Here is a 22,254-nt window from a genome sequence, read left to right as displayed (position 1 = left end):
GGGCCTTTCGACCCGCGCGCATCCCGCCGATCCACATGCGCAAGCGGAGCCATTCGCCGCCCCGCCGCTTATACCCAGCGACAACTTGGCAGGAACGCTGGGGGGCGGCATCGCCATGGCAACAGAGATCACGCGCGCACCGGTGCGCCGCCCGCACGGCGGCAGGGCCTCGCCGTGAGCGCCCGCGACCGCGCTTCGGGCGACGCGGCGACCGAGGTCACCTTCCGGGGGCGCGGGCTGGCGCTGCGCACCGGCTCGCGCCTGATCCTGCTCGTCTGCCCGCTCTGCTCGCAGCGCAACGCGCGGCGGGGCGCCGAACGCGGCATCTGCGAGTGGTGCGCCTATGTGCCGTCGCCGGACCAGGCCGAGCCCGTGGATCGCGGGTGCTCCTGAGGCTCTGTCGCGTAAGACGCCGAAATCACGATCTGGGATTGATTCCCAGCTAGGCACTATCTCCGGTTGCGTATTGCGGTGCGGGTCCTCACTCTCCCGCCGGGGACCTGATGGGAGGGCACATGCAACCGTCCGAATGCTGCATCTTTCGGATGACCATCGCCTCCGTGATCGGCAGCTGCGTCACGCTCCTGCTCGTCCGGGGGCTCGATCCGCTCGTCGCCCTGCTGATGATCCCGATCGGCGGCAGCGTGGCGACGGTTCTGGTGATCCTGCTGTTCCAGGCCGTGAGCCTGACGCTCGCGGCGCGGACCGGTCCGCACTGACCGGCCGGTGGCGGCGCGGCTCGGATCCCTGTCCGACCCGCGCGCCGCGTCGGCCTCCGATCAGGTGTGGATCACCTTGCCGTAGGCGTCGAGCACGCTCTCGTGCATCATCTCGCTGAGCGTCGGGTGCGGGAACACCGTGTGCATCAGCTCCTCCTCGGTGCTCTCGAGGTTCATCGCCACCACGTAGCCCTGGATCAGCTCGGTCACCTCGGCCCCGACCATGTGGGCGCCGAGCAGCTGGCCGGTCTTGGCGTCGAACACGGTCTTGATCAGGCCGTCCGGCTCGCCGAGCGCGATCGCCTTGCCGTTGCCCGCGAAGGGGAACCGGCCGACCTTCACCGAGAAGCCCTGCTCCTTGGCCTTCGCCTCGGTGAGCCCGACGCTGGCGATCTGCGGCTGGCAGTAGGTGCAGCCCGGGATCTTGGCCTTGTCCATCGGGTGGGTGTGCAGGCCCTTGATGGTCTCGATGCAGATGACGCCCTCGTGCTCGGCCTTGTGGGCGAGCATCGGCGGCCCGGCGACGTCGCCGATCGCGTAGAGGCCGGGCACGTTGGTGCGGCCGAGCCCGTCCGTCACCACGATCCCGCGGTCGATCTTCACCCCGAGTTTCTCGAGACCGATATTCTCGATGTTCCCGACGACGCCCACCGCCGAGATCAGCTTCTCCGCGGTGATCTGCTGGGTCTTGCCGTCGCCGCCCTCGATGGTGGCCGTGATAGAATCGGCGCCCTTCTCGACCTTGGTCACCTTGGCGCCGGTGAGGATCTTGATGCCCTGCTTCTCGAAGCGCTTGCGGGCGAGGCCGGCGATCTCGGCATCCTCCACGGGCAGGATCTGCGGCAGCAGCTCCACCACGGTCACGTCGGCGCCCATGGTGCGGTAGAACGAGGCGAACTCGATGCCGATGGCGCCCGAGCCCATCACCAGCAGGCTCTTGGGCATCGCCTCGGGGACCATGGCCTCGTAGTAGGTCCAGATCAGCTTCTTGTCGGGCTCGATCCCCGGGATCGCGCGCGGACGCGCGCCGGTCGCCACGATGATGTGCTTGGCCTGGTAGGTGCCGGCGCCCTTGGCGCCCTTCGGCGCCTCGGCGCGCTTGGTCTCCTTCACGGTGACCTTGCCGGGCTGGTTGCCCTGCGCGGCGCTGTCGACCGAGGCCTCGCCCCAGATCACGTCGACCTTGTTCTTCTTGAGCAGCATGCCGACGCCGCCGTTGAGGCGGGCCGAGACGCCGCGGGACCGCTTCACGATCGCGGCGGTGTCGAACCCGACCTTCTCCGCGGTCAGGCCGTAATCGCCAGGATGCTGGAAATAATGAAAAATCTCGGCCGAGCGGAGCAGCGCCTTGGTGGGGATGCAGCCCCAGTTCAGGCAGATGCCGCCCAGGTGCTCGCGGTCGACTACGGCGGTCCTGAAGCCGAGTTGCGCCGCGCGGATTGCCGTGACGTAGCCGCCGGGCCCGGCGCCGATGATGAGGACGTCGTAGGTGTCGGACATCGTGTCTCAGCTCTCCGCTGTGGCGCGCGCGACTGCACCGTCGTTGACGCGGCGATCAGGACGAGGTCTCCAGCGCGCTCAGCCGCTGCTCCATGGCCTTGATCGTCTTCTTGATCGATTGGAGATCCGCCTTCGCCTGCGTGCCGAGGCTGGTTTCGTAGGCGACGTAGATCTCCAATTCCTCGAGCTTCTCGGTATGACCCGTCAGGGTCGTCTTGATCGCTGCGACATCGCGCTTCACCTCGGCGATGTCGCTCTGCATCCGTTGAAGGACTGGCAGGACCAGATCGGTGACTTCGGACACGCGACTCTCCGTTGATCGCTCAGGCGATCATAACAGAGTCGCGCCTCACACCAGCATGCCCATCGGGTTCTCGATCAGCCCCTTGAAGGCCGAGACCAGTTCCGCGCCGAGCGCCCCGTCGAGCACCCGGTGGTCGCACGAGAGGGTGCAGGTCATCACCTGGACCACGGCCGGCGCCCCGTCCTTCACGACCACGCGCTTCTCGCCCGCGCCCACCGCCAGGATGCTCGATTGCGGCGGGTTGATCACCGCGGTGAAGTGCTTGATGCCGAACATGCCGAGGTTCGACACCGAGGTGACGCCACCCTGGTACTCCTCGGGCTTCAGCTTCTTGGCGCGGGCGCGGGCCGCGAAATCCTTCATCTCGTTGGAGATGGTCGAGAGCGTCTTCTCGTCCGCCCGGCGGATCACCGGCGTGAACAGGCCGCCGTCGATCGCCACCGCGACGCCGACCTCGGCGTGCTTGAAGCGCAGGATCCGGTCCTCGGCCCAGACCGCGTTGGCGGCCGGAACGCGGGTCAGCGCGAGGCCCATCGCCTTGATGACGAAGTCATTCACCGAGAGCTTGAAGGCGGGCTTGCCGTCCTTGTCCTTGCCGGCCGAGCCGTTGAGCGTCTCGCGCAGCTTCATCAGCGCGTCGAGCTCGCAATCCACCGTCAGGTAGAAGTGCGGGGCGACCTGCATCGCCTCGGTGAGGCGCTTGGCGATGGTCTTGCGCATGCCGTCGAGGGGGACTTCCTCGTAGGCATCCTTGGCGAAGAAGCCCTTGACCTGATCGGTCGTGAGCCCGGCCGGCGCGCCGCCCACGGGGGCGGCCTTCGGGGCCGGTGCGGCCGCCTTCGGCGCCTCGGCGGCGGCCTGCGCGGCGGCGGGGGCCTTGGTGGCGCCGGCGGCCTTCGCGGCCTGGACGTCGCGGGCGATGATGCGGCCGTGCGGTCCGCTGCCCTGGACGGCGGCGAGATCGACGCCCTCCTGCTTGGCGATCCGGCGGGCGAGCGGCGAGGCGAAGACGCGGCCGCCCGGGCCGGCCTGCGCGCCACCCTGCGGAGCGCCGCTCGGCTGCGCCCCCTCCGGTGCGGCGTTCACCCGCTCGTACGACATGTGGCCGCCGCCCGGCGTGGTGTTCTGGCTGGCCGCAGAGGCGTCGGCCTTCGGCTCGGGCTTGGACTCGGCCTTGGCCTCGCCGTTCGAGGCGGCCTTCGGCGCGCCGCCGGCCTGCACGCTCGACGGGTCCTCGCCCTCGGCGGCGATGATGGCGATCAAATCGTTGACCGGCACGTCCGCCGTGCCCTCGGGCACGAGGATCTTGGCGAGCACGCCCTCGTCGATGGCCTCCACCTCCATAGTGGCCTTGTCGGTCTCGATCTCGGCCAGCACGTCGCCGGACTTGATCGGGTCGCCCTCCTTCTTCAGCCACTTGGCGAGGTTGCCCTTCTCCATGGTGGGCGACAGCGCGGGCATCAGCACGTTGATCGGCATGGCATCAGGTCTCGGGCAAGGCCGGGGCGGCCGGATCGTCGAAGGGGAAGAGGTCGTCGAGGGGGAAAGGGACGGCGTCGTAAGGCGGCCGCGGACGCGGGTCCGGCGCCCCGTCGACCTTCGCGGCGACGCGATGCGCGAGGACCGCCTCCAGATCCGCGTAGGTCGCCTGCCGGACGGCCGCCTCAGCCATGGTCGGCCGCCATCGTCAGTTGAGACCGCCGGGGTCGAGCCCCTCGGCCTCCCAACCGGCGCGGATGCGCTCGACCGCCTCGTCCTCCGACATGTCGGTCTCCAGCGCGTAGGCGCGGGCGGCCTGGCGGGCGAGGTCGGCCAGCAGCCGGCCCCAGGTCGCCGGATCGTCGAAGGAGCGGCGCAGGGCGACGCTCACCGCGCCGTCGACCACGGCCGCGCGCAGCACCTCGATGCCGCCCTGCTCCAGGGCGTCGGGCGGGATGGCGAGTTCGGCGAAGTCGGTGCTCGGATCCTGGCTCATGGCGCGCCGGCTGTTCCTCGATCTGGCCGGGGCGGGCGACGGCGTCGCCCGCGCGCCCGTCACTTGTAGCAGACGCTCTTGGCGGCCTCGACGACCTCCGCCACCGTCGGCAGCGCCAGCTTCTCGAGGTTGGCCGCGTAGGGCATCGGCACGTCCTTGCCGGTGATGCGCAGGACCGGCGCGTCCAGGAAGTCGAAGGCGTCGACCATCAGGCGGGCCACGATCTCGGCGCCGATGCCGGATTGCGGGAAGCCCTCCTCCACGGTGATGCAGCGGCCGGTCTTCTTGACCGATTCCACCACCGTCGCGCTGTCCATCGGGCGGATCGTGCGCAGGTCGATCACCTCGGCCTCGATGCCCTGCTCGGCCAGCGCCTGCGCGGCCTTGAGGGCGTAGGTCATGCCGATCGCGAAGGACACGATGGTCACGTCGCTGCCCGTGCGGTGGATCTTCGCCTTGCCGATCGGCAGCACGAAGTCGTCGAGCTTCGGAACCGGGAAGGACTGCCCGTACAGGATCTCGTTCTCGAGGAAGATCACCGGGTTCGGGTCGCGGATCGCGGCCTTGAGCAGGCCCTTGGCGTCGGAGGCCGTGTAGGGCGCGATCACCTTGAGACCCGGCACGTTGGAGTACCACGCGGAATAGTCGTGGCTGTGCTGGGCGGCGACGCGGGCGGCGGCGCCGTTGGGGCCGCGGAACACGATCGGGCAGCCGAGCTGGCCGCCGGACATGTAGAGGGTCTTGGCCGCCGAGTTGATGATGTGGTCGATCGCCTGCATGGCGAAGTTGAAGGTCATGAACTCGACGATCGGCTTCAGGCCGGCCAGCGCCGCGCCGACGCCGATGCCCGCGAAGCCGTGCTCGGTGATCGGGGTGTCGACGACGCGCTTCGGCCCGAACTCCTGCAGCAGGTTCTGGGTGACCTTGTAGGCGCCCTGGTACTCGGCGACCTCCTCGCCCATGACGAAGACGTCGCCGTCGCGGCGCATCTCCTCCGCCATGGCGTCCCGCAGGGCCTCGCGGACGGTCTGGGTGACCATCGGCGTGTCGGCCGGGAACTCCTCCATCACCGGCTCTTGGGCCTTGTTGGTGATGACGGCCGGCGCGGCCGGCGCCTTCGGGGCGTCGTCGCCGGTCTTGGCCGCGGGGGCCGGCCTGTCGGCCATGCCCTCGGCCTGCATGTCGAGCGCCGGGGCCGGATGGCCGCCCGCGCCGTTGGGCTTGGCGCCGCCGCCGGACTGGACGCTCGCCGGATCCTCACCCTCGCCGGCGATGACGGCGATCGGCGTGTTGACCGCGACGCCCTCGGTGCCCTCGGCGATCAGGATCTTGGCGAGGATGCCCTCGTCGATGGCCTCCACCTCCATGGTGGCCTTGTCGGTCTCGATCTCGGCCAGCACGTCGCCGGACTTGATCGGGTCGCCCTCCTTCTTCAGCCACTTGGCGAGCTTGCCCTCCTCCATGGTGGGCGAGAGGGCGGGCATCAGGATGTCGGTCGCCATGCTCAGCTCTGCGGTCGTCTTTTCGTTAAGGGGCGGCCAGCTTTGTCGTCCGCGCTCAGGCGTGCGCTTCGAGCAGGATGTCGGTCCAGAGCTCGGACGGATCCGGCTCGGGATCGTTGGTGGCGAACTCGGCCGAGGCGTTCACGACCTCGCGGACCTTGGCGTCGGTGGCCTTGAGCTCGGCCTCGGGCACGGCGTGCAGCTCGAGCAGGCGCTTGCGCACCATCTCGATCGGGTCGTGCTCGTCGCGCATCTTCGAGACCTCGTCCTTGGTCCGGTACTTGGCCGGATCGGACATGGAGTGGCCGCGGTAGCGGTAGGTCTGCATCTCCAGGATGTAGGGGCCCTGGCCGGTCCGGGCGTGCTCGATCGCCCGGGTCGCGGCCTCGCGCACCGTGCGCACGTCCATGCCGTCGACCTGCTCGCCGGGGATGCCGAAGGAGAGGCCGCGCTTCGAGAAGTCCGTCTGCGCCGAGGCCCGGGCCACCGAGGTGCCCATGGCGTACCGGTTGTTCTCGATCACGTAGACGACCGGCAGCTTCCAGAGGGCCGCCATGTTGAAGCTCTCGTAGACCTGGCCCTGGTTGGCGGCGCCGTCGCCCATGTAGGTCAGGCTGACCTTGCCGTTCTCCCGGTAATGGTCGGCGAAGGCGAGGCCGGTGCCGAGCGAGACCTGCGCGCCGACGATGCCGTGGCCGCCGAAGAACTGCTTCTCGCGGCTGAACATGTGCATCGAGCCGCCCTTGCCGCGGCTGTAGCCGCCGCGGCGGCCGGTCAGCTCGGCCATGACGCCCTTCGGGTCCATGCCGCAGGCGAGCATGTGGCCGTGGTCGCGGTAGCCGGTGATGACCTGGTCGCCCTCGACCGAGGCCATCTGCATGCCGATCACCACGGCCTCCTGGCCGATGTAGAGGTGGCAGAAGCCGCCGATCAGGCCCATGCCGTAGAGCTGGCCGGCCTTCTCCTCGAAGCGCCGGATCAGCAGCATCTCGTGATAGGCGTGGAGATCCTCGTCCCGCGTGAACTGGGGCATGTTCGGCGCGGGGCGATGCGCCTCGGCGGCCTGAGGGCTCGCGGCCTGCACCGGCGCGGACGACGCGTCCTTGGCGGGCTCTTTGGCAGGCTCCTTGGCGGCGTCCATCGGCGCTCTCCCCGTGATTCCACGCGACTTCGTGGGGGTGTAGGACAGCGACGATTGGAAAGCGAGGGCTGCCGCTCTGACAGGAAGCCGCTCTTGTCAGAGGACTTTCGGGACTAGGGAAAACGATCCCCTGGACTTCCGCGGGACGATCGCGGGACCTCCGCGGACCTGTCAGGGCGTGATGATGACCACGTCGTTGGCGTGGACCCGGCCCAGGACAATCCGGGCGCGCTCCTCCAGGAGGTCGCGGTCGATCTGATCGCTCTTGAGCAGGTTCACCCGGTGCTCCCAGACGGCGCGCTCGGCCTTCACGGCGGCGAGTTCCTGGCTGAGGCCGTAGGCGCGGATCTTGAGGGCCTTCTTGGCCTCGAGGCCGCGGTTGCCACTCTCGGCCTGCCACACGAAATAGCCGACCACGAGCGCCGACAGGGTCCAGAGACCCAGCGGCAACACGACCATTCTGACTCGGCGGCGCACGACCATGGCGCGACCCTCGCGCGGAAAGGTTAACGGTTCTTTTCGACCGCGCCGCGGTCAGGACAGGACCGCGACGGGGCCGGACCGCGGCCGGGACGAACAGGGGCGAGCCTGAGGCATGGACCTGACGCATCTGGGACGCTGGATCGCCGCGCACGCCACGGCGACCGACGACCACGACACCCTGCTCTCGGGCTTCTGCGAGTCGCTGGTCGAGGCCGGCCTTCCCGTCTGGCGGGTCAGCGTCATGGCGCCGGCCCTGGACCCGACGCTGCGCGGCGTCAGCCTGAACTGGCACGCGGGCGAGGGCATGTCGTACGTCGCCAACGCCCACGGCGCCGACGAGGAGAGCGACTGGCTCCTGAGCCCCGTCTACGCCCTCGTGGAGACGGGCGAGACCTTCGGCCGCTGGCGCCTCGACGCGCCCGGGCTGGCCGTCGACTTTCCGGTCCTGAAGGCCCTCGGGGCGCAGGGCGGCGTCGACTACGTGCTGCACATCGCCGAGTTCGCTCCCGGCACCGCGCTGCGGGGCATCGCGGTCTCGTTCTGCACCCGCGCCGCCGCCGGCTTCACCGAGGCGGACCTCGCCGCGATCGCCGGCGTCCTGCCGTTCCTGACGCTGGCGATGGCCAAGATGGGCCTCGCCCACACGTTCCGGGAAGTCTCGGCCACCTATCTCGGCCGGTCGACCGCCGAGCGCATCCTCGACGGTCAGATCCGGAGGGGCGAGGGGCGGGCCGTGCCGGCGGCGATCCTGCTGACCGACCTGCGCGGCTTCACGGCCCTGGCCGACCGGGTGGATCCGGCCGACATGGTCACGTGGCTCAACGAGCATTTCGACGCCCTCGGCGATCCGGTGGCGCGGCACGGCGGCGAGATCCTGAAATTCCTCGGCGACGGCTTCCTGGCGATCTTCCCGGTCCCGGACGCCGACACCCTCCCCTGCCCGGTCTGCGGTGCGGCGCTCGACGCCGCGATCGAGGGCCTCGCCGCCAACGCGGCGCTCAACGCCCGCCGCCGCGCCGAGGGGCTGCCGGAGCTGCCGGCCGAGGGCGTCGTGCATTTCGGGACGGTGATGTACGGCAATGTCGGGACCGAGCGGCGCCTCGATTTCACGATCATCGGACGGGCGGTCAACGAGGCGAGCCGGATCGAGAGCCAGTGCGCCGCCCTCGGCCACGACCTCCTCGTGTCGGACTCCTTCGCCGAGCGGTGCGCCCGGCGGCTGGAGCCGGTCGGGACGATCGAGTTGCGGGGCCTGTCGCGGCCGATGCGGGTCTGGACCGTGCCGGGGGAGTCGTCCGGTGCGGCGATGACCTGAGGCGAGCGCCGTCTTCCGGGCTCGCCTGCGGCGCCCCGGAACAAAGTGGGAGGCGCCGCGCTGACGTCGTCAGAACAGCGCGCAGCTCCGCTGGAGCACCAGCCCGACCGCGCCCTGCACGAAGCGGCGCCGGTAGGCCTCCCGGATCTCACGCAGGGCGGCGACCGCTTCGGGCGTCGGTTCGGTGACGATCAGGACGATGCGGGCGGCCTCGCGGACGATGCGTCCGTCCGGCCCGCGCCACTGGCCCCGGCCGGCGAACACGGTCAGCCCGTCCGGGAACCGCGGGGCGATCCGCTCGGCCAGGAACCGGTCGAAGGCCGCCCCCGAGACGCGGCCGCCGTCCGGCCGCGACAGGCCGAACAGCAGCTGCGCGCTGAGCGTCGGGCGGGCACCGTCGCAGAGCGGGTCCGCGCGGGCGGGGCCGGCCGCCCCGATACCGAGCAGGCCGGCCAGCAGGATCTTACCGATCAGCGGCGGGCGAGCTGCTTGAGCGCCGACGGGCCGGCGTAGAGCGCCTGCGGGCCCAGGCCCTCCTCGATGCGGATCAGCTGGTTGTACTTGGCCAGTCTGTCCGAGCGGGCGAGCGAGCCGGTCTTGATCTGCCCGCAATTGGTGGCCACCGCGAGGTCCGCGATGGTCGAGTCCTCGGTCTCGCCCGAGCGGTGCGACATCACCGCGGTGTAGCCGGCGCGCTGGGCCATATCGACCGCCGCCAGGGTCTCGGTGAGCGAGCCGATCTGGTTGACCTTGATCAGGATCGAGTTGGCCGTCCCCTCGGCGATGCCGCGGGACAGGCGCTCGACGTTGGTGACGAACAGGTCGTCGCCCACGAGCTGGCAGCGGTCACCGATCTTGTCGGTCAGGAGCTTCCAGCCGGCCCAGTCATCCTCCGACATGCCGTCCTCGATCGAGACGATCGGGTAGGTGGCGACGAGCTGCGCGAGGTAGTCGACCTGCGCCTCGATGGTGCGGGTCTTGCCCTCGCCCTCGTAGGCGTAGGCGCCGTCCTTGAAGAACTCGGTGGCGGCGCAGTCGAGGGCGAGCGCCATGTCCTGGCCCGGCTTGAAGCCGGCGGCGCTGATCGCGTCCATCACGAAGTCGAGGGCGGCCTCGGCCGACGGCAGGTTCGGGGCGAAGCCGCCCTCGTCGCCGACATTGGTGTTGTGGCCGGCCTTCTTCAGCTTGCCCTTGAGGGTGTGGAACACCTCGGAGCCCATGCGCACGGCCTCGGCGAGCGAATCGGCGCCCACCGGCATGATCATGAATTCCTGGAAGTCGATCGGGTTGTCGGCGTGCGCGCCGCCGTTGATGATGTTCATCATCGGCACCGGCAGGACCCGGCCCTGCACGCCGCCGACGTAGCGGTAGAGCGGCAGGCCCGAGGCCTCGGCCGCGGCCTTGGCCACCGCCAGCGACACGCCGAGGATCGCGTTGGCGCCGAGGCGGGCCTTGTTGGGCGTGCCGTCGAGCTCGATCATCGCCTCGTCGACCGCGACCTGGTCCTCGGCCTCCATGCCGCCGATCGCGTCGAGGATCTCGGTCTGGGCCGCCTCGACCGCCTTCAGCACGCCCTTGCCGAGGAAGCGATTCTTGTCGCCGTCGCGCAGCTCCACCGCCTCGTGGGCGCCCGTGGAGGCCCCCGACGGCACCGCGGCGCGGCCGAAGGAGCCGTCCTCCAGGATGACGTCGACCTCGACCGTGGGGTTGCCGCGGCTGTCGAGGATCTCGCGGGCGCTGATATTGGTGATCGCGGTCATGGAACGTCCTCTCGCGGGGGCCGCGGGTCGGCGACCGCGCCCCAATCGGAGGGTGCGGCGCATCGCGGCGGCTTATCCGTCAAGCCGCGGCCGGCGGCAAGCGCCGGGGCGGACGGCGCACAGCCGGGACCTGTCAGGAAAGCGTCGCGGATCAGGCGGATGCGCGCGGCGCCGGCAGGCTCTATATGGCCGGCCATGACCTCCACCGACGACCTCCAGCTCGGCCAGCCGACGCCCGTCCCCACCTCACCCGAGGAGGCGCGACTCGACCGGGTCCCGAACCCGCACGCGGACACCGACTATGTCGCCCGCTTCACCGCGCCGGAATTCACCTCGATCTGCCCGGTCACCGGGCAGCCGGATTTCGCGATCCTGGTGATCGACTACGTGCCCGGAGACTGGCTGGTGGAGTCGAAGTCGCTGAAGCTCTACCTCGGATCGTTCCGCAACCACGGAGCGTTCCACGAGGATTGCACGGTGGCGATCGGCAAGCGGCTCCGCGACCTGCTGGAACCGCGCTACCTGCGAATCGGCGGGTTCTGGTATCCCCGCGGCGGAATCCCGATCGACGTCTTCTGGCAGACGGGCGACTTGCCGAAGACCGCGTGGCTGCCGGACCCGGGCGTGCCGCCCTACCGCGGACGCTGACCGAGCCAACGAAAAGGGCGACCGGCTCGCGCCGGTCGCCCCCGATCCTCCCGGATCTCCGATCTCAGTAGCCGTAGCCGTAGTAGCCGTAGCCCGGAGCGGCGTAGCCGTAGCCGCCGTAGACCGGGGCGTAGCCGTAGCCGTAGGACGGGGCGTAGCCGTAGCCGCCGCCGTAGTAGCTGTCGCGGGCCGCGCCCGCGGCAATCGCACCGGCCGCGAGGCCGGCGATGCCGAGGCCGATCGCGGCGCCGGTGCCGATGCCGCGACGGCCGCGGTAGTAGCCGTGACCGTAGCCGCCGTAGCCGCCGTGGTAGCCGTAAGGCCGCGCCTCGGCGCTCGTGGTGACGGCAACACTGCCGAGAGCCATGGCGGCGGCAGTGGCGATGATACCGATCTTGCGCATAGTGTTCCTTCTCGATCCCTGATCGAACATGCCCAATAACGTGGCCGCATCCGGACAGTTCCAGATTTCACGCCGGACTTGCGTGCGGATCCGCACCCAGTCGGGATTATGAACCGTTGTTCAGCGTGGCCGCCGCTTCGATGAGTGCGGTCAAGCTTGGGTGCGGCTCTTCCGGAACCGCTCGAACTCTTGCGGCGAGTCTTCGGGAACACCTGAAACGCCGCGGCGGGCCGGCGCGGCGGACGACCGGTCCCGGAGATGGAAATCCGCCCCGCCGCGGGTCGGGCGTGCTACGGATCTGCCGGGAGGACCGACGATGGATGCCCTGACCCTGATCCGCGAGAGCCTCGCGCCGCTGGCCGGCAAGCGGGTCGTCGATATCGGGTGCGGCGCCGGGACGCTCGCGCGGCGGCTGGTCGACGCGGGCGCGCGGGTCACCGGGATCGATCCCGGCGCCGCGGCGCTCGCCCGGGCGCGGGCCGCCGTGCCGGAGGCGCGCTTCGAGGCCGCGACCGGCGAGGCCCTGCCCTTCCCGGACGCCAGCTTCGACGGCGCCGTGATGCTGAATTCCCTCCACCACGTCCCGGACCCGGCGGCGGCCCTCGCCGAGGCGGCCCGCGTCCTGGCCCCGGGCGGGCTGCTCGTCGTGGTGGAGCCCCTGGCGGAGGGCAGCTTCTTCGACGCCCTGCGGCCGATCGAGGACGAGACCGCGATCCGCGCCGCCGCCCAGGACGCCATCGCGGCCGCCCTCGCCCGCGGCGCCTACGCGTGCCGCCGCGACGCGACGATCGCGCGGCGCGAGCGCTTCGACTCGCTCGACGCCTTCCTCGCCCGCGTCAGAGCCGTGGACCCGGCCCGCGAGGCGACCATCCGGGACCGGCGCTCCGTGGTCGAGGAGGCCTTCCTCAAGGCCGCCGCGCGCGAGGCCGACGGGCAGTTCGGCCTCGTCCAGCCGCTGCGGATCCACGTCCTGGAGCCGGCGGCCGCCTGAGCCGGTCAGGCGGCCCGGCGCTTGGCGAGGCGGTCGAAGGCGAGGAGTTCCTCGAGCAGGGCCGGCATGTCCTTCAGCGCCACCATGTTGGGGCCGTCGGAGGGCGCCCGGTCGGGGTCGGGATGGGTCTCGATGAACACCCCCGCCACGCCCACCGCCACGGCGGCGCGGGCGAGGACGGCGACGAATTCCCGCTGTCCGCCGGAACTCGCCCCCTGCCCGCCGGGCTGCTGCACCGAGTGGGTGGCGTCGAACACCACCGGCGCGCCCTGCGTGACCTGCGCCATGATCGGCAGGCTGCGCATGTCCGACACCAGCGTGTTGTAGCCGAACGAGGCGCCGCGCTCGGTGACGATGACGTTGGGGTTGCCCGCCTCCGTCACCTTGGCGGCGACGTGCTTCATGTCCCAGGGCGCCAGGAACTGGCCCTTCTTGATGTTGACCGCCCGGCCGGTGGCGGCGGCGGCCAGCAGCAGGTCGGTCTGGCGGCACAGGAAGGCGGGGATCTGAAGCACGTCCACCGCCTCGGCGGCGGGGGCGCACTGCTCGGCGGCGTGCACGTCGGTCAGCACCGGCAGCCCGAGGGTCTCGCGGATCTCGGCGAAGACCGGGAGCGCCCCGTCGAGGCCGATGCCCCGGGCGGCGCTGCCCGAGGTGCGGTTGGCCTTGTCGAAGGAGGTCTTGAACACGAGGCCGACGCCCAGACCCGCGGCCATCTCCTTGAGAGCGGCGGCGATCTCCAGGGCGTGCTGGCGCCCCTCGAGCTGGCAGGGGCCGGCGATCAGCGTCAGCGGCAGGTGGTTGGCGAAGCGCGCGTCGCCGACTTGGACGACGGGGCCGGGTGTCTCGATCTTCGACATGCCGGCCGGTCTAGCCCGCGCGGCGGATCCGCGAAAGCCCGGGCCGGGGCGCGACCCGACAGACCGTGCGGTCCTCCCGGAGGGCGTCCGCGCGCGGGCCGGTCTCGCACAGCATCAGGATCCGGCCGGCGCCACCCCGGCGCGGGGCATCGGCCAGCAGGCTGGCCTGGTGGAGGTTGAGCGCCAGCACCTCGACCGCGGCGGCGTCCGCCCCGGCGAGCGCCTGCGCGGCGCGGCCGATCAGGACGAAGTAGGCCGGCGCCGGCTCGCGCTCGCGGGAGGCCACGGTGATCCGGGCGGGCGCGCGGCAATCGAGGCTCAGCCGCTCGGCATCCTGTGCCCGGAACACCGCGACGGGGCCGGCCCGCCCCGCCAGGGAGGCGCCGGTGGTGCGGATCACCCGCGCGGCGAGGACGTCGCAGGCATCCGCCGCCCGGGCCGGGGCCGGCCCGAGGAGGAGCGCGCCGGCGAGGGCGGTCAGGGTGGTGAGGCGCAGCATCGGGACATCCGCGGCGGGAGACGGTCGCGCCCGGCATATAGCGCGCCCGGGAGATAGCGCGCCCTGCGGCGGGCGCGAAGCCGCGCCGCTCCGCGGGACGTGGACAGGAACAGCCGGATGACCGATCTGAGCGGGCGGCGCGGCGCCGCACGCCGCTCGCAGATCAGGCTCCGACGCGGCCATGCTTCGAACCCTCCTCGCTTCCGTCCTGCTGGCCCTGGTGCCGGCCGGGCACGCTTCCGCAGAGCCGCCCCAGCAGCCGACCTACGGGCCCGAACTCGAGGGCTTCGCCTACCCGTTCCCGGTGGAGCGGTTCCCGTTCACGTCGCAGCACCAGCCGCTGCAGATGGCCTATCTCGACGTCCGGCCGGCGACGCCGAACGGCCGGACCGCCGTGCTCCTGCACGGCAAGAACTTCTGCGCCGCCACCTGGGAGAGCCAGATCCGGGCGCTCAACGCCGCCGGGTACCGGGTCATCGCGCCGGACCAGATCGGCTTCTGCAAGTCGAGCAAGCCGGCAGCCTACCAGTTCACCTTCCGGCAGCTCGCCGAGAACACCCGCGCGCTCCTGGACAAGCTCGGGATCGAGCGGCCGATCCTGGTCGGCCACTCGACGGGCGGCATGCTGGCGGCCCACTACGCCCTGCTCTACCCGAAGGCGGTGGAGCAGCTCGTGCTGGTCAACCCGATCGGCCTGGAGGACTGGGCCGCCAAGGGCGTGCCGCCGACCTCGGTGGAGCAATGGTACCAGCGCGAGCTGAAGGTGACGGCGGCCTCGATCCGGGCCTACGAGACGGCGACCTACTACGCCGGCGCCTGGGAGCCCCGCTACGAGCCCTGGGTCACGATGCTCGCGGGCCTCAACAACGGCCCCGGCAAGGAGGCGGTCGCCTGGGACTCGGCCCTGCTCTACGACATGATCCTCACCCAGCCGGTGGTCTACCGGTTCCCGCAGATCGCGGTGCCGACGCTGCTCCTGATCGGTCAGAAGGACAACACGGCGATCGGCAAGGACCTCGCGCCGCCGGAGGTGCGGGCGAGCCTCGGCAACTATCCCGAGCTCGGCAAGGCGGCCGCCAGGGCCATCCCGGGCGCGCGGCTCGTGGAGTTCCCGGATCTCGGCCACGCGCCGCAGATGTCGGACCCGGAGGGGTTCAATGCGGCGCTGATCGCCGGGATCGCGGCGCGGTAGGCACCGCGCGCCGTCCTCCGTCGTCCCGGGGCGCTCGCGGCGCCCCGGGACGACGACGTGCCCGGCGCCTTGATCCTAGAAGTAGGACTTCAGCACGCCCCGGCGGCGGACGTCGAGGGTCGCGCAGTGGAACGAGCCGCCGAACGGGCCGTAGCTGAGGAACGGCGCCGGGATCGGGTCGAAGCCCCAGTCCTTCAGGGCCTTGATCAGCGTCGGCTGGCTCTGGTCGACGACGATCTTCTTCTCGGTGATCGCCAGGACGTTGATCGAGGTCCAGGGCGAGCACATCGAGATCTTGCTCATGAAGCCCTCGACCGGGTCGGGGCGCGGGGCGACCAGCACGTCCCATTTCTTGAGCACGGCCGGGAGCTTCTCGACGTCGACGTAGTCCGGGTTCACCAGAACCTTGCCGGGGGCGAGCGGCATGAACGACGAGTCGATGTGCATCGGCTGCGGGCAGCGGCTCTCGATCTCGTGGATGCGGAAGCCCGGGCCGAGGTGGCGGCGCAGCCACTCGATGCCCATCAGGTTCGTCACGTTGGAGCGGGTCACGAACAGGTCGCGGCCGCAGCGGACGAAGTCGGCGGCGTCGAAGACCGGCTCGAACTCGTTGACCGTGAACTGCATGGGCTCGCCGGCCTTCAGGTTCGGCACCCGGTAATCGTAGTTGTAGAGGTCGTCGGTCAGCTGGGGCCGCGGCGCGGAGGTCCAGCGGGCGCCGGCGCGGAAGTACTCCTTGAACAGCGACCGGTAGGCGTCGCCCTCGAAGTAGCGCGAGCGCCAGCACATCGGGCTCTCGATGATCTCGTCGCCGATCACGAGGTACGGGTCGCGCGGGCAGGCGACGCAGAAGCCGCGGGAGGACCAGCGCGGCGCCTTGAACTTCTTCGAGAAATCCACCGCGTCGGGGCGGCGGACCTTCACGCCCTCGCCGGCCAGGATGGTGATGAAGTTGTCGAGCTCGGCCTGGGCGAGCTTCTTCATGAACTTCGGATATTTCCAGCCGCTCGCCAGCCGGTAGAACGGCTGCGCGGCGCGCGGCAGGTTGAAGATCACCGTCAGGTGGTGAGTCGGGATCGTGGCGCCGTCGAGCGAGCCGACGATGACCTCCTCCAGCGGATCCCACTCGTTCCAGGCCATCACCGGCGACTGGGGAGCCGGCACGCCCGGTCCGGTCCCGCCCGGGAGACCGCCCGCATGCGTGTCGTCGGTCACGGCCTCCAGGGCCGTGATCGGTGATTCGCGCTCCATGACGTGTGCCCCTTCTGCGACGTGCCGCGGCCTTCTGCGCGGGCTTCTCCGCCCCGCCGCCGCTTTGGCCCTCGGTGTGTCAAACGGGTGATAGACACCGCTAATCCGTGCTGCAACGTGACAGAAACGTTCCCGGGCCGATGGACCTATTTCTGCCGCGACCGTGACCGATTTCCCGCATCAAGCCTTACGCGAGCTTGAAAGACGACAATGAAGCGCCTGACGACCTTGGCCTCGATCGCCGGTCTGTGCACGGTCGTCGGCCTGTTCATGTCCTCCGGCCTGGAGGATGTGTCGGCCGCCGTCGTGAGCGCCGGCTGGGGCGCCGCCCTGGTGGTGCTCGCGCGCTTCGTGGCCGTCGCCTGGGCGGGGCTCGGCTGGTACGTCGTGTTCCCCGCCGGCGCGACCAAGCTCGCCGACTGCATCTCGCTCCGCTTCGTCCGCGAGGGCATCAACACGCTGCTGCCCGTCGCCACCGTCGGCGGTGACTTCGTCGGCGCCCGCCTCCTGTCGAAGCGCAACGTTCCGGGCGCGCTCGCGGGCGCCAGCATGTTCGTCGACCTGATGACCCAGGCGCTGACGCAGCTCCTGTTCACGGTGGCCGGCCTCGCCCTGCTGGTCCTGATCTCCGGTGACGGACCGATCGCCCACACGGTCGAGGGCGGGCTGGCCCTGGCGGTCCCGGCGCTCGGCGCCTTCTACCTGATCCAGCGCAAGGCCGGTCATCGCCTGATCCAGGCGCTGCTCAGCCGCTTCGCCTCCGGGCGCGAGTGGCGGGCCTTCGGCGCCATCGACCAGCTCTACGACAGCCTGCGCCGGCTCTACGGCAACCACGGTCGCTTCGCGTTGGCCCTGGTGGTCCACCTCGCCGGCTGGGTGATCGGCACGCTCGAGGTCTATGTCTGCCTGCGGTTCATGGGCTACCCGATCGATTTCGCGCAGGCGCTCATGATCGAGAGCCTCGCCCAGGCCGTGCGCGGCGCCGCCTTCGCGGTGCCCGGCGCCCTGGGCGCGCAGGAGGGCGGCCTGATCGCCCTGTGCGGCCTGTTCAATATCCCGGCCGAGGCGGCGCTCGCCCTGTCGCTGGTCAAGCGCTTCGCCGATCTCGGCGTCGGGCTCCCGAGCCTCCTGCTCTGGCACCGGATCGAGTCCAGGCTCCGGTCCGAGACGCCCGAGGAAGAGGAGCGCGAGCCTGAGCCGGAGGCCGGGCGCAAGGCCAAGAGGGTCGCGCAGCCCGCCACCCTCGGCCCGTTCTACAGCTACGCTCCGCCGCGCATGGGGGCGCGGCTCGGCGACGGCGAGGAGTTGAAGAAGTGCGCCTGACCCGCCGGCTCGCGGCCGCCCTCATCGCCGCTCCCTTGGCCCTGACCCTGCTCGTCCCGGCCCCGTCACGGGCCGCGGACGATCCGGCCGTTCAGACCGTGCGCGACCTCTACGCCGCCTTCTCGGCCGCGCTGAAGGACGGGCCCGGCCCCCTGCCGGCCCGGGTCGAGGCCGTCGGCCCCGCGCTCGACAAGGCGTTCGACTTCCCCGCCATGACCCGCATCGCGGTGGGCTCGAAATGGTCGAGCTTCACCCCGGAGCAGCAGGCGGCGGTGATCGACGCCTTCAAGCGCAGCCTGACCGTGACCTACGCCAACCGCCTGGCCCGCGCCGCCGGCGGCAAGTTCGACGTGACCCCGAAGGTCGAGGAGCGGGGCGCCCAGCGCGTGGTGCCGACCCGCGTCACCGCCGCGGACGGCGACGATTCCGCCGTGGACTTCGTCGTCAACGCCGACAACCGCATCCAGGACGTCCTGCTCAACGGCGACGTCAGCGAGATCGCCGCGCAGCGGAACGCCCTGTCGGCGCCGCTGAAGTCCGGGGGCGCCGACGGCGTCGTGAAGTTCCTCCGGGCGCGGGCCGACGGCATGCTCGCGGCCAAGCCGACGCCCTGAGCGGCGCCGGCGCCTGCGCCGACCTGAACCGGCCGTTCGCGGCCATCGCCGCCTCGGCGGCCGGACGATCGCACGGATCCGACCGGATGGATGTCTCCTCCCTGGCGCTGCTCGGCCTCTCGTGGCTCTCGCTGCTCTGCCTGATCCTGGCGGCGGCGGGCTGCGTCTACGGGCTGGCCGCCGCCATGTGCGCGGGCCGCTACGCGGGCCGCCGCCCGCCGGTGCTGCCCGCCGGCGCGACGCGGCCCTCCGTGACCGTGCTGAAGCCGCTCTGCGGCCTCGAGCCCAATCTCTACGCGAATCTCGAGACCGTGCTGCGCCAGGATTACGCCGGGCCGGTCCAGGTCCTGTTCGGCGTCCAGAAGCCCACCGATCCCGCGATCGGCGTGGTCGAGCGCCTGCAGCAGGCCTATCCCGAGGCCCGCATCGACCTCGTGATCGACGGCCGGCAGCACGGATCGAACCGCAAGGTCTCGAACCTGATCAACATGGCCGAGGCCATCGCCCACGACGTGGTGGTGCTGGCCGACAGCGACATGGTGGTGGGGCCCGACTACCTCGAGCGCCTCGTCGCGGAGCTGTCCCAGGACGGCGTCACCGGCGTCACCTGCCTGTACCACGGGGTCCCGGCCTTCCGGGGCCTGTACGACCAGCTCTCGACGCTCGCGATCGACACCCACTTCCTGCCCAACGTCGTGATGGGCCTGAGCCTCGGTCTGGCGAAGCCTTGCTTCGGCTCCACCGTGGCCTTCACCCGGGCGAGCCTGGAGGCGGTCGGCGGCTTCCGCACCTTCCGCAACGATCTGGCGGACGATTACGCCATCGGCGCCGCCCTGCGCGGCCTCGGCGGCCGGGTGGTGATCCCGAGCTTCACGATCGGCCACACCAGCGTCGACACCGATCTCTCCGGCCTGTGGCGGCACGAGCTGCGCTGGAACCGGACGATCCGCACCGTCGACCCGGCGGGCTACGCCGGCTCGATCGTCACCCACGCCTTCCCGCTCGCCCTGCTGGGCGCGCTCCTGCCCGGCGCCGGCACCGGCGCCCTCTGGGTCGCCGCCGCGGCGCTGGCGAGCCGCGTGCTGCTCTGCCGGCAGCTGGAGCGGGCCTTCGGCCTCGCCCCGCACCCCTACGGACTGTTGCCGATCCGCGACATCCTCTCCTTCCTGAACTTCTCCTGGGCCTTCGTGTCGGGGGCGGTGACATGGAAAGGTCACGATTATCACGTGGTTGCGGATGGCACCCTGATCCCGGACGCCGAACTCGGCCGCGATGCCGGCGCGCCGCTCCGCTGAACCCGGCTCCCTCGTCCTCCGCCCCTCCCCCGGCATTGCCCTGAGGCCTTGAACCCCATGCGCACGCTCTTCCTCCAGGCCCCCACCTTCGACGGTTTCGACGGCGGTGCCGGCTCCCGTTACCAGGCCAAGCGCGAGATCAAGTCGTTCTGGTACCCGACCTGGCTGGCCCAGCCGGCCGCCCTGGTGCCGAACTCGAAGCTGATCGACGCGCCGCCGCACAACATCAAGCTCGCCGAGATCGTGGCCCAGGCCAACGACTTCGACCTCGTCGTGCTCCACACCTCGGTGCCGTCCTTCAAGTCCGACGTGAAGACGATCGAGGCGCTCAAGGCCGCCAACCCGAAGCTCATCGCCGGCCTGATCGGCGCCAAGGTCGCGGTCGACGCCGCCGGCGCGATGGCCCAGGCCCCGGTGGTCGATTTCTGCGCCCGCAACGAGTTCGACTTCACCGTCAAGGAGGTCGCCGACGGCGTCCCGATGTCGGAGATCAAGGGGCTGTCCTATCGCGACGCCAACGGTGTCGTGGTCCACAACGAGGACCGCGAGATCATGACCGACATGGATCAGCTGCCCTTCGTCACCAGCGTCTACAAGCGCGACCTGGAGATGGAGAAGTACTTCATCGGGTACCTGAAGCACCCCTACATCTCGTTCTACTCGGGCCGGGGCTGCAAGAGCCGCTGCACCTTCTGCCTCTGGCCGCAGACGGTCGGCGGCCACACCTACCGCACCCGCTCGGTCGCCCACGTGATCGAGGAGATCAAGTACTGCCTGAAGGAGTTCCCGCAGACCAAGGAGTTCTTCTTCGACGACGACACCTTCACCGACAACCTGCCGCGCGCGGAGGAGATCGCCCGCGAGCTCGGCAAGCTCGGCGTCACGTGGTCGTGCAACGCCAAGGCGAACGTGCCGCGCGAGACCCTGAAGGTGCTCAAGGAGAACGGCCTGCGCCTGCTGCTGGTCGGCTACGAGTCCGGCAACCAGCAGATCCTGCACAACATCAAGAAGGGCATGCGGGTCGAGGTCGCCGAGAAGTTCACCAAGGATTGCCACGACCTCGGCATCGCCATCCACGGCACCTTCATCCTCGGCCTGCCGGGCGAGACGAAGGAGACGATCCAGGAGACGATCGCCTTCGCCAAGCGGATCAACCCGCACACGATCCAGGTCTCGCTGGCGGCGCCCTACCCGGGCACCTTCCTGTACAAGCAGGCGGTGGAGAACGGCTGGCTCGACATCGAGAACGCCGAGCTCGTCGACGAGAACGGCGTGCAGGTCGCGCCGCTGCACTACCCGCACCTCTCCCACACCGAGATCTTCACCTCGGTCGAGGAGTTCTACAAGAAGTTCTACTTCCGGGCGCCGAAGATCGCCTCGATCGTCAGCGAGATGGTGCGCTCGCCCGACATGATGAAGCGCCGCCTGCGCGAGGGCGTCGAGTTCTACCGCTTCCTCAAGGAGCGTCAGGGCACCGCCAAGGCGGCCTGAAGTCAGGGGTCCGGGGCCTGGGGCCCCGGCGGGGAGCGGGGCGGAGCCCCGCCCCTCTTCCAGGGCTCCGCCCTGGACCCGCGAGAGGGCGAGCCCTCTCGACACCCGTTACGAGGTTACCGTGAAGCGTCTGGTCGTCACCGCGGATGATTTCGGGCTGAGCCCCGAGGTCAACGAGGCCGTCGAGCAGGCCCATCGCGACGGGATCCTCACGGCGGCGAGCCTGATGGTCTCGGCGCCGGCCGCCGCCGACGCTGTGGCGCGGGCCCGGCGGATGCCGTCCCTGCGGGTCGGGCTGCACCTCGTTCTCGTGGAGGCGTGGCCGACCCTGCCGGCGGAACAGCTTCCCGACCTGACGGACGAGGCCGGCCTGATGCGGGCCGACATGGCCCGCCTCGGCCTCGACTTCGCCCGCAGGCCGGCGGCCCGGCGCCAGCTCGCCGCCGAGATCCGTGCGCAGTTCGAGGCCTACCGGGCCACCGGCCTGCCGCTGGACCACGTCAACGCCCACAAGCACTTCCACGTCCACCCGCTGATCGCCGGGGCGGTGCTGCGCGTCGGCCGCGATTTCGGGATGCGCGCCCTGCGGGTGCCGCGGGAGCCGCGCGAGATCCTGCGCCGCGCCGAGCCCGGCGCGCGGCCGCGAGCCGCCCTCGACATCGCGCCCTGGGCGGCGCTGCTCGCCGTCCGCGCCCGGCAGGCCGGGCTGCTGATCCCCGACCGCACCCTCGGCCTCGCATGGTCCGGCGCCATGACGCCCGCCCGCGTCGCGGCCCTGCTGGCCGAACTTCCGGACGGCCTAACCGAGCTCTACACCCATCCGGCCACCGCCGGCGGCTTCCCCGGCGAGGCGCCGGGCTACCGCTACGCCGACGAGCGCGACGCCCTGACCGCCCCCGCATCCCGGTCGGCCGCCGACGCGTCGGGCGCCGTCCGCGGCGGGTTCTCCGACTTCCTCGGTTGACCCAGGTCGTTATCTGACTTTAGT

At 70.8% G+C, this 22,254-nt stretch carries 25 protein-coding genes; 11 read left to right on the top strand and 14 right to left on the bottom strand.

Annotated features, from left to right (window positions below):
- The first annotated feature begins 174 nt into the window (after positions 1–174).
- Both BM314_RS24960 and BM314_RS24955 read left to right on the top strand, forming a co-directional pair.
- Complete coding sequence (locus BM314_RS24960) at positions 175–393, top strand: hypothetical protein (RefSeq protein ID WP_020095325.1); 219 nt, start codon at positions 175–177, stop codon at positions 391–393.
- Positions 394–515: 122 nt separating this feature from the next.
- The gene (locus BM314_RS24955; RefSeq protein WP_091928197.1) at positions 516–719 is read left to right on the top strand and encodes a hypothetical protein; all 204 of its coding nucleotides are present in this window, start codon (positions 516–518) and stop codon (positions 717–719) included.
- A 60-nt stretch (positions 720–779) separates the two neighbouring features.
- On the opposite strand, the gene lpdA is transcribed toward BM314_RS24955, so the two are convergent.
- The 8 genes from lpdA to BM314_RS24915 form a co-directional block, all read right to left on the bottom strand.
- The gene (gene lpdA / locus BM314_RS24950) at positions 780–2,219 is read right to left on the bottom strand and encodes a dihydrolipoyl dehydrogenase (RefSeq protein ID WP_091980950.1); all 1,440 of its coding nucleotides are present in this window, start codon (positions 2,217–2,219) and stop codon (positions 780–782) included.
- A gap of 55 nt (positions 2,220–2,274) precedes the next feature.
- Entirely contained in the window at positions 2,275–2,523 is a 249-nt protein-coding gene (locus BM314_RS24945; RefSeq protein ID WP_244540028.1) for a hypothetical protein, read from the bottom strand.
- Between the two features lie 45 nt (positions 2,524–2,568).
- Positions 2,569–4,002, bottom strand: a complete 1,434-nt coding sequence (locus BM314_RS24940) for a pyruvate dehydrogenase complex dihydrolipoamide acetyltransferase (RefSeq protein ID WP_091980946.1) — start codon at positions 4,000–4,002, stop codon at positions 2,569–2,571.
- A gap of 4 nt (positions 4,003–4,006) precedes the next feature.
- Positions 4,007–4,195, bottom strand: coding sequence for a hypothetical protein (locus tag BM314_RS24935; RefSeq protein ID WP_020095320.1), 189 nt, complete (start codon positions 4,193–4,195; stop codon positions 4,007–4,009).
- A 15-nt stretch (positions 4,196–4,210) separates the two neighbouring features.
- A complete protein-coding gene (locus BM314_RS24930; protein WP_020095319.1) occupies positions 4,211–4,498 on the bottom strand; it encodes a DUF5076 domain-containing protein in 288 nt (95 codons plus the stop codon).
- Between the two features lie 59 nt (positions 4,499–4,557).
- Positions 4,558–6,000: a pyruvate dehydrogenase complex E1 component subunit beta gene (locus BM314_RS24925; protein ID WP_091980945.1), complete on the bottom strand. Its 1,443-nt coding sequence runs from the start codon at positions 5,998–6,000 to the stop codon at positions 4,558–4,560.
- A gap of 55 nt (positions 6,001–6,055) precedes the next feature.
- Positions 6,056–7,141: a pyruvate dehydrogenase (acetyl-transferring) E1 component subunit alpha gene (gene pdhA, locus BM314_RS24920; protein WP_020095317.1), complete on the bottom strand. Its 1,086-nt coding sequence runs from the start codon at positions 7,139–7,141 to the stop codon at positions 6,056–6,058.
- 171 nt (positions 7,142–7,312) lie between these two features.
- Positions 7,313–7,624, bottom strand: a complete 312-nt coding sequence (locus BM314_RS24915) for an FtsB family cell division protein (protein ID WP_012317989.1) — start codon at positions 7,622–7,624, stop codon at positions 7,313–7,315.
- Positions 7,625–7,736: 112 nt separating this feature from the next.
- Between BM314_RS24915 and BM314_RS24910 the strand changes: the two genes are divergently transcribed.
- Positions 7,737–8,939 carry an adenylate/guanylate cyclase domain-containing protein gene (locus BM314_RS24910; RefSeq protein ID WP_091980942.1) on the top strand — a complete coding sequence of 401 codons (1,203 nt, stop codon included), beginning with the start codon at positions 7,737–7,739 and terminating at the stop codon, positions 8,937–8,939.
- Positions 8,940–9,008: 69 nt separating this feature from the next.
- On the opposite strand, the gene BM314_RS24905 is transcribed toward BM314_RS24910, so the two are convergent.
- On the bottom strand, positions 9,009–9,305 hold the full coding sequence (locus tag BM314_RS24905; RefSeq protein WP_280141643.1) for a DUF3574 domain-containing protein: 297 nt from the start codon (positions 9,303–9,305) through the stop codon (positions 9,009–9,011).
- 104 nt (positions 9,306–9,409) lie between these two features.
- Positions 9,410–10,699, bottom strand: coding sequence for a phosphopyruvate hydratase (gene eno / locus BM314_RS24900; protein ID WP_012317987.1), 1,290 nt, complete (start codon positions 10,697–10,699; stop codon positions 9,410–9,412).
- 195 nt (positions 10,700–10,894) lie between these two features.
- Between eno and queF the strand changes: the two genes are divergently transcribed.
- A complete protein-coding gene (queF, locus tag BM314_RS24895; RefSeq protein WP_091980940.1) occupies positions 10,895–11,347 on the top strand; it encodes a preQ(1) synthase in 453 nt (150 codons plus the stop codon).
- Between the two features lie 64 nt (positions 11,348–11,411).
- Here the strand turns inward: queF and BM314_RS24890 are convergent, their stop codons facing one another.
- The gene (locus BM314_RS24890; RefSeq protein WP_012317985.1) at positions 11,412–11,750 is read right to left on the bottom strand and encodes a hypothetical protein; all 339 of its coding nucleotides are present in this window, start codon (positions 11,748–11,750) and stop codon (positions 11,412–11,414) included.
- 316 nt (positions 11,751–12,066) lie between these two features.
- Here BM314_RS24890 and BM314_RS24885 point away from each other — a divergent pair, with 316 nt between their 5' ends.
- Positions 12,067–12,741 (top strand): class I SAM-dependent methyltransferase, encoded by a 675-nt coding sequence (locus BM314_RS24885; RefSeq protein WP_091980936.1) that lies wholly within the window; start codon positions 12,067–12,069, stop codon positions 12,739–12,741.
- Between the two features lie 5 nt (positions 12,742–12,746).
- On the opposite strand, the gene kdsA is transcribed toward BM314_RS24885, so the two are convergent.
- Positions 12,747–13,601, bottom strand: coding sequence for a 3-deoxy-8-phosphooctulonate synthase (kdsA, locus tag BM314_RS24880; RefSeq protein ID WP_020095311.1), 855 nt, complete (start codon positions 13,599–13,601; stop codon positions 12,747–12,749).
- A gap of 10 nt (positions 13,602–13,611) precedes the next feature.
- Positions 13,612–14,100: a hypothetical protein gene (locus tag BM314_RS24875; RefSeq protein WP_056529583.1), complete on the bottom strand. Its 489-nt coding sequence runs from the start codon at positions 14,098–14,100 to the stop codon at positions 13,612–13,614.
- A 181-nt stretch (positions 14,101–14,281) separates the two neighbouring features.
- On the opposite strand from BM314_RS24875, the gene BM314_RS24870 reads away from it, so the two are divergent.
- Entirely contained in the window at positions 14,282–15,292 is a 1,011-nt protein-coding gene (locus tag BM314_RS24870; protein ID WP_091980933.1) for an alpha/beta fold hydrolase, read from the top strand.
- A gap of 75 nt (positions 15,293–15,367) precedes the next feature.
- Here the strand turns inward: BM314_RS24870 and BM314_RS24865 are convergent, their stop codons facing one another.
- A complete protein-coding gene (locus BM314_RS24865) occupies positions 15,368–16,543 on the bottom strand; it encodes an amidinotransferase (protein ID WP_091980931.1) in 1,176 nt (391 codons plus the stop codon).
- Between the two features lie 210 nt (positions 16,544–16,753).
- Here BM314_RS24865 and BM314_RS24860 point away from each other — a divergent pair, with 210 nt between their 5' ends.
- The 5 genes from BM314_RS24860 to hpnK all read left to right on the top strand — a co-directional run bounded on the left by BM314_RS24860 (position 16,754) and on the right by hpnK (position 22,230).
- A complete protein-coding gene (locus BM314_RS24860; RefSeq protein WP_091980928.1) occupies positions 16,754–17,866 on the top strand; it encodes a flippase-like domain-containing protein in 1,113 nt (370 codons plus the stop codon).
- A complete protein-coding gene (locus BM314_RS24855) occupies positions 17,857–18,480 on the top strand; it encodes an MlaC/ttg2D family ABC transporter substrate-binding protein (protein ID WP_020095306.1) in 624 nt (207 codons plus the stop codon). Before BM314_RS24860 ends, BM314_RS24855 begins: the two co-directional genes overlap by 10 nt.
- 86 nt (positions 18,481–18,566) lie before the next feature.
- Positions 18,567–19,775 (top strand): bacteriohopanetetrol glucosamine biosynthesis glycosyltransferase HpnI, encoded by a 1,209-nt coding sequence (gene hpnI, locus BM314_RS24850; protein WP_020095305.1) that lies wholly within the window; start codon positions 18,567–18,569, stop codon positions 19,773–19,775.
- Between the two features lie 57 nt (positions 19,776–19,832).
- Positions 19,833–21,266, top strand: a complete 1,434-nt coding sequence (hpnJ, locus tag BM314_RS24845; protein WP_056529596.1) for a hopanoid biosynthesis associated radical SAM protein HpnJ — start codon at positions 19,833–19,835, stop codon at positions 21,264–21,266.
- A gap of 121 nt (positions 21,267–21,387) precedes the next feature.
- Complete coding sequence (gene hpnK, locus BM314_RS24840) at positions 21,388–22,230, top strand: hopanoid biosynthesis-associated protein HpnK (protein ID WP_091683193.1); 843 nt, start codon at positions 21,388–21,390, stop codon at positions 22,228–22,230.
- The last annotated feature ends 24 nt before the right edge of the window (positions 22,231–22,254 follow it).

This window comes from Methylobacterium sp. 13MFTsu3.1M2 (assembly GCF_900112625.1).
GTDB lineage: Bacteria > Pseudomonadota > Alphaproteobacteria > Rhizobiales > Beijerinckiaceae > Methylobacterium.
Note: the sequence above shows the minus strand (reverse complement) of the source record. Positions and strands in the feature narration are given on the sequence as shown.

Coding starts and splice junctions, on each gene's coding strand:
- BM314_RS24955 (WP_091928197.1), top strand. CDS start 516: ATGCAACCGTCCGAATGCTGCATCTTTCGGATGACCATCGCCTCCGTG.
- lpdA (WP_091980950.1), bottom strand. CDS start 2,219: ATGTCCGACACCTACGACGTCCTCATCATCGGCGCCGGGCCCGGCGGC.
- BM314_RS24940 (WP_091980946.1), bottom strand. CDS start 4,002: ATGCCGATCAACGTGCTGATGCCCGCGCTGTCGCCCACCATGGAGAAG.
- BM314_RS24935 (WP_020095320.1), bottom strand. CDS start 4,195: ATGGCTGAGGCGGCCGTCCGGCAGGCGACCTACGCGGATCTGGAGGCG.
- BM314_RS24930 (WP_020095319.1), bottom strand. CDS start 4,498: ATGAGCCAGGATCCGAGCACCGACTTCGCCGAACTCGCCATCCCGCCC.
- BM314_RS24925 (WP_091980945.1), bottom strand. CDS start 6,000: ATGGCGACCGACATCCTGATGCCCGCCCTCTCGCCCACCATGGAGGAG.
- pdhA (WP_020095317.1), bottom strand. CDS start 7,141: ATGGACGCCGCCAAGGAGCCTGCCAAAGAGCCCGCCAAGGACGCGTCG.
- BM314_RS24915 (WP_012317989.1), bottom strand. CDS start 7,624: ATGGTCGTGCGCCGCCGAGTCAGAATGGTCGTGTTGCCGCTGGGTCTC.
- BM314_RS24910 (WP_091980942.1), top strand. CDS start 7,737: ATGGACCTGACGCATCTGGGACGCTGGATCGCCGCGCACGCCACGGCG.
- eno (WP_012317987.1), bottom strand. CDS start 10,699: ATGACCGCGATCACCAATATCAGCGCCCGCGAGATCCTCGACAGCCGC.
- queF (WP_091980940.1), top strand. CDS start 10,895: ATGACCTCCACCGACGACCTCCAGCTCGGCCAGCCGACGCCCGTCCCC.
- BM314_RS24890 (WP_012317985.1), bottom strand. CDS start 11,750: ATGCGCAAGATCGGTATCATCGCCACTGCCGCCGCCATGGCTCTCGGC.
- BM314_RS24885 (WP_091980936.1), top strand. CDS start 12,067: ATGGATGCCCTGACCCTGATCCGCGAGAGCCTCGCGCCGCTGGCCGGC.
- kdsA (WP_020095311.1), bottom strand. CDS start 13,601: ATGTCGAAGATCGAGACACCCGGCCCCGTCGTCCAAGTCGGCGACGCG.
- BM314_RS24875 (WP_056529583.1), bottom strand. CDS start 14,100: ATGCTGCGCCTCACCACCCTGACCGCCCTCGCCGGCGCGCTCCTCCTC.
- BM314_RS24870 (WP_091980933.1), top strand. CDS start 14,282: ATGCTTCGAACCCTCCTCGCTTCCGTCCTGCTGGCCCTGGTGCCGGCC.
- BM314_RS24865 (WP_091980931.1), bottom strand. CDS start 16,543: ATGGAGCGCGAATCACCGATCACGGCCCTGGAGGCCGTGACCGACGAC.
- BM314_RS24860 (WP_091980928.1), top strand. CDS start 16,754: ATGAAGCGCCTGACGACCTTGGCCTCGATCGCCGGTCTGTGCACGGTC.
- hpnI (WP_020095305.1), top strand. CDS start 18,567: ATGGATGTCTCCTCCCTGGCGCTGCTCGGCCTCTCGTGGCTCTCGCTG.
- hpnJ (WP_056529596.1), top strand. CDS start 19,833: ATGCGCACGCTCTTCCTCCAGGCCCCCACCTTCGACGGTTTCGACGGC.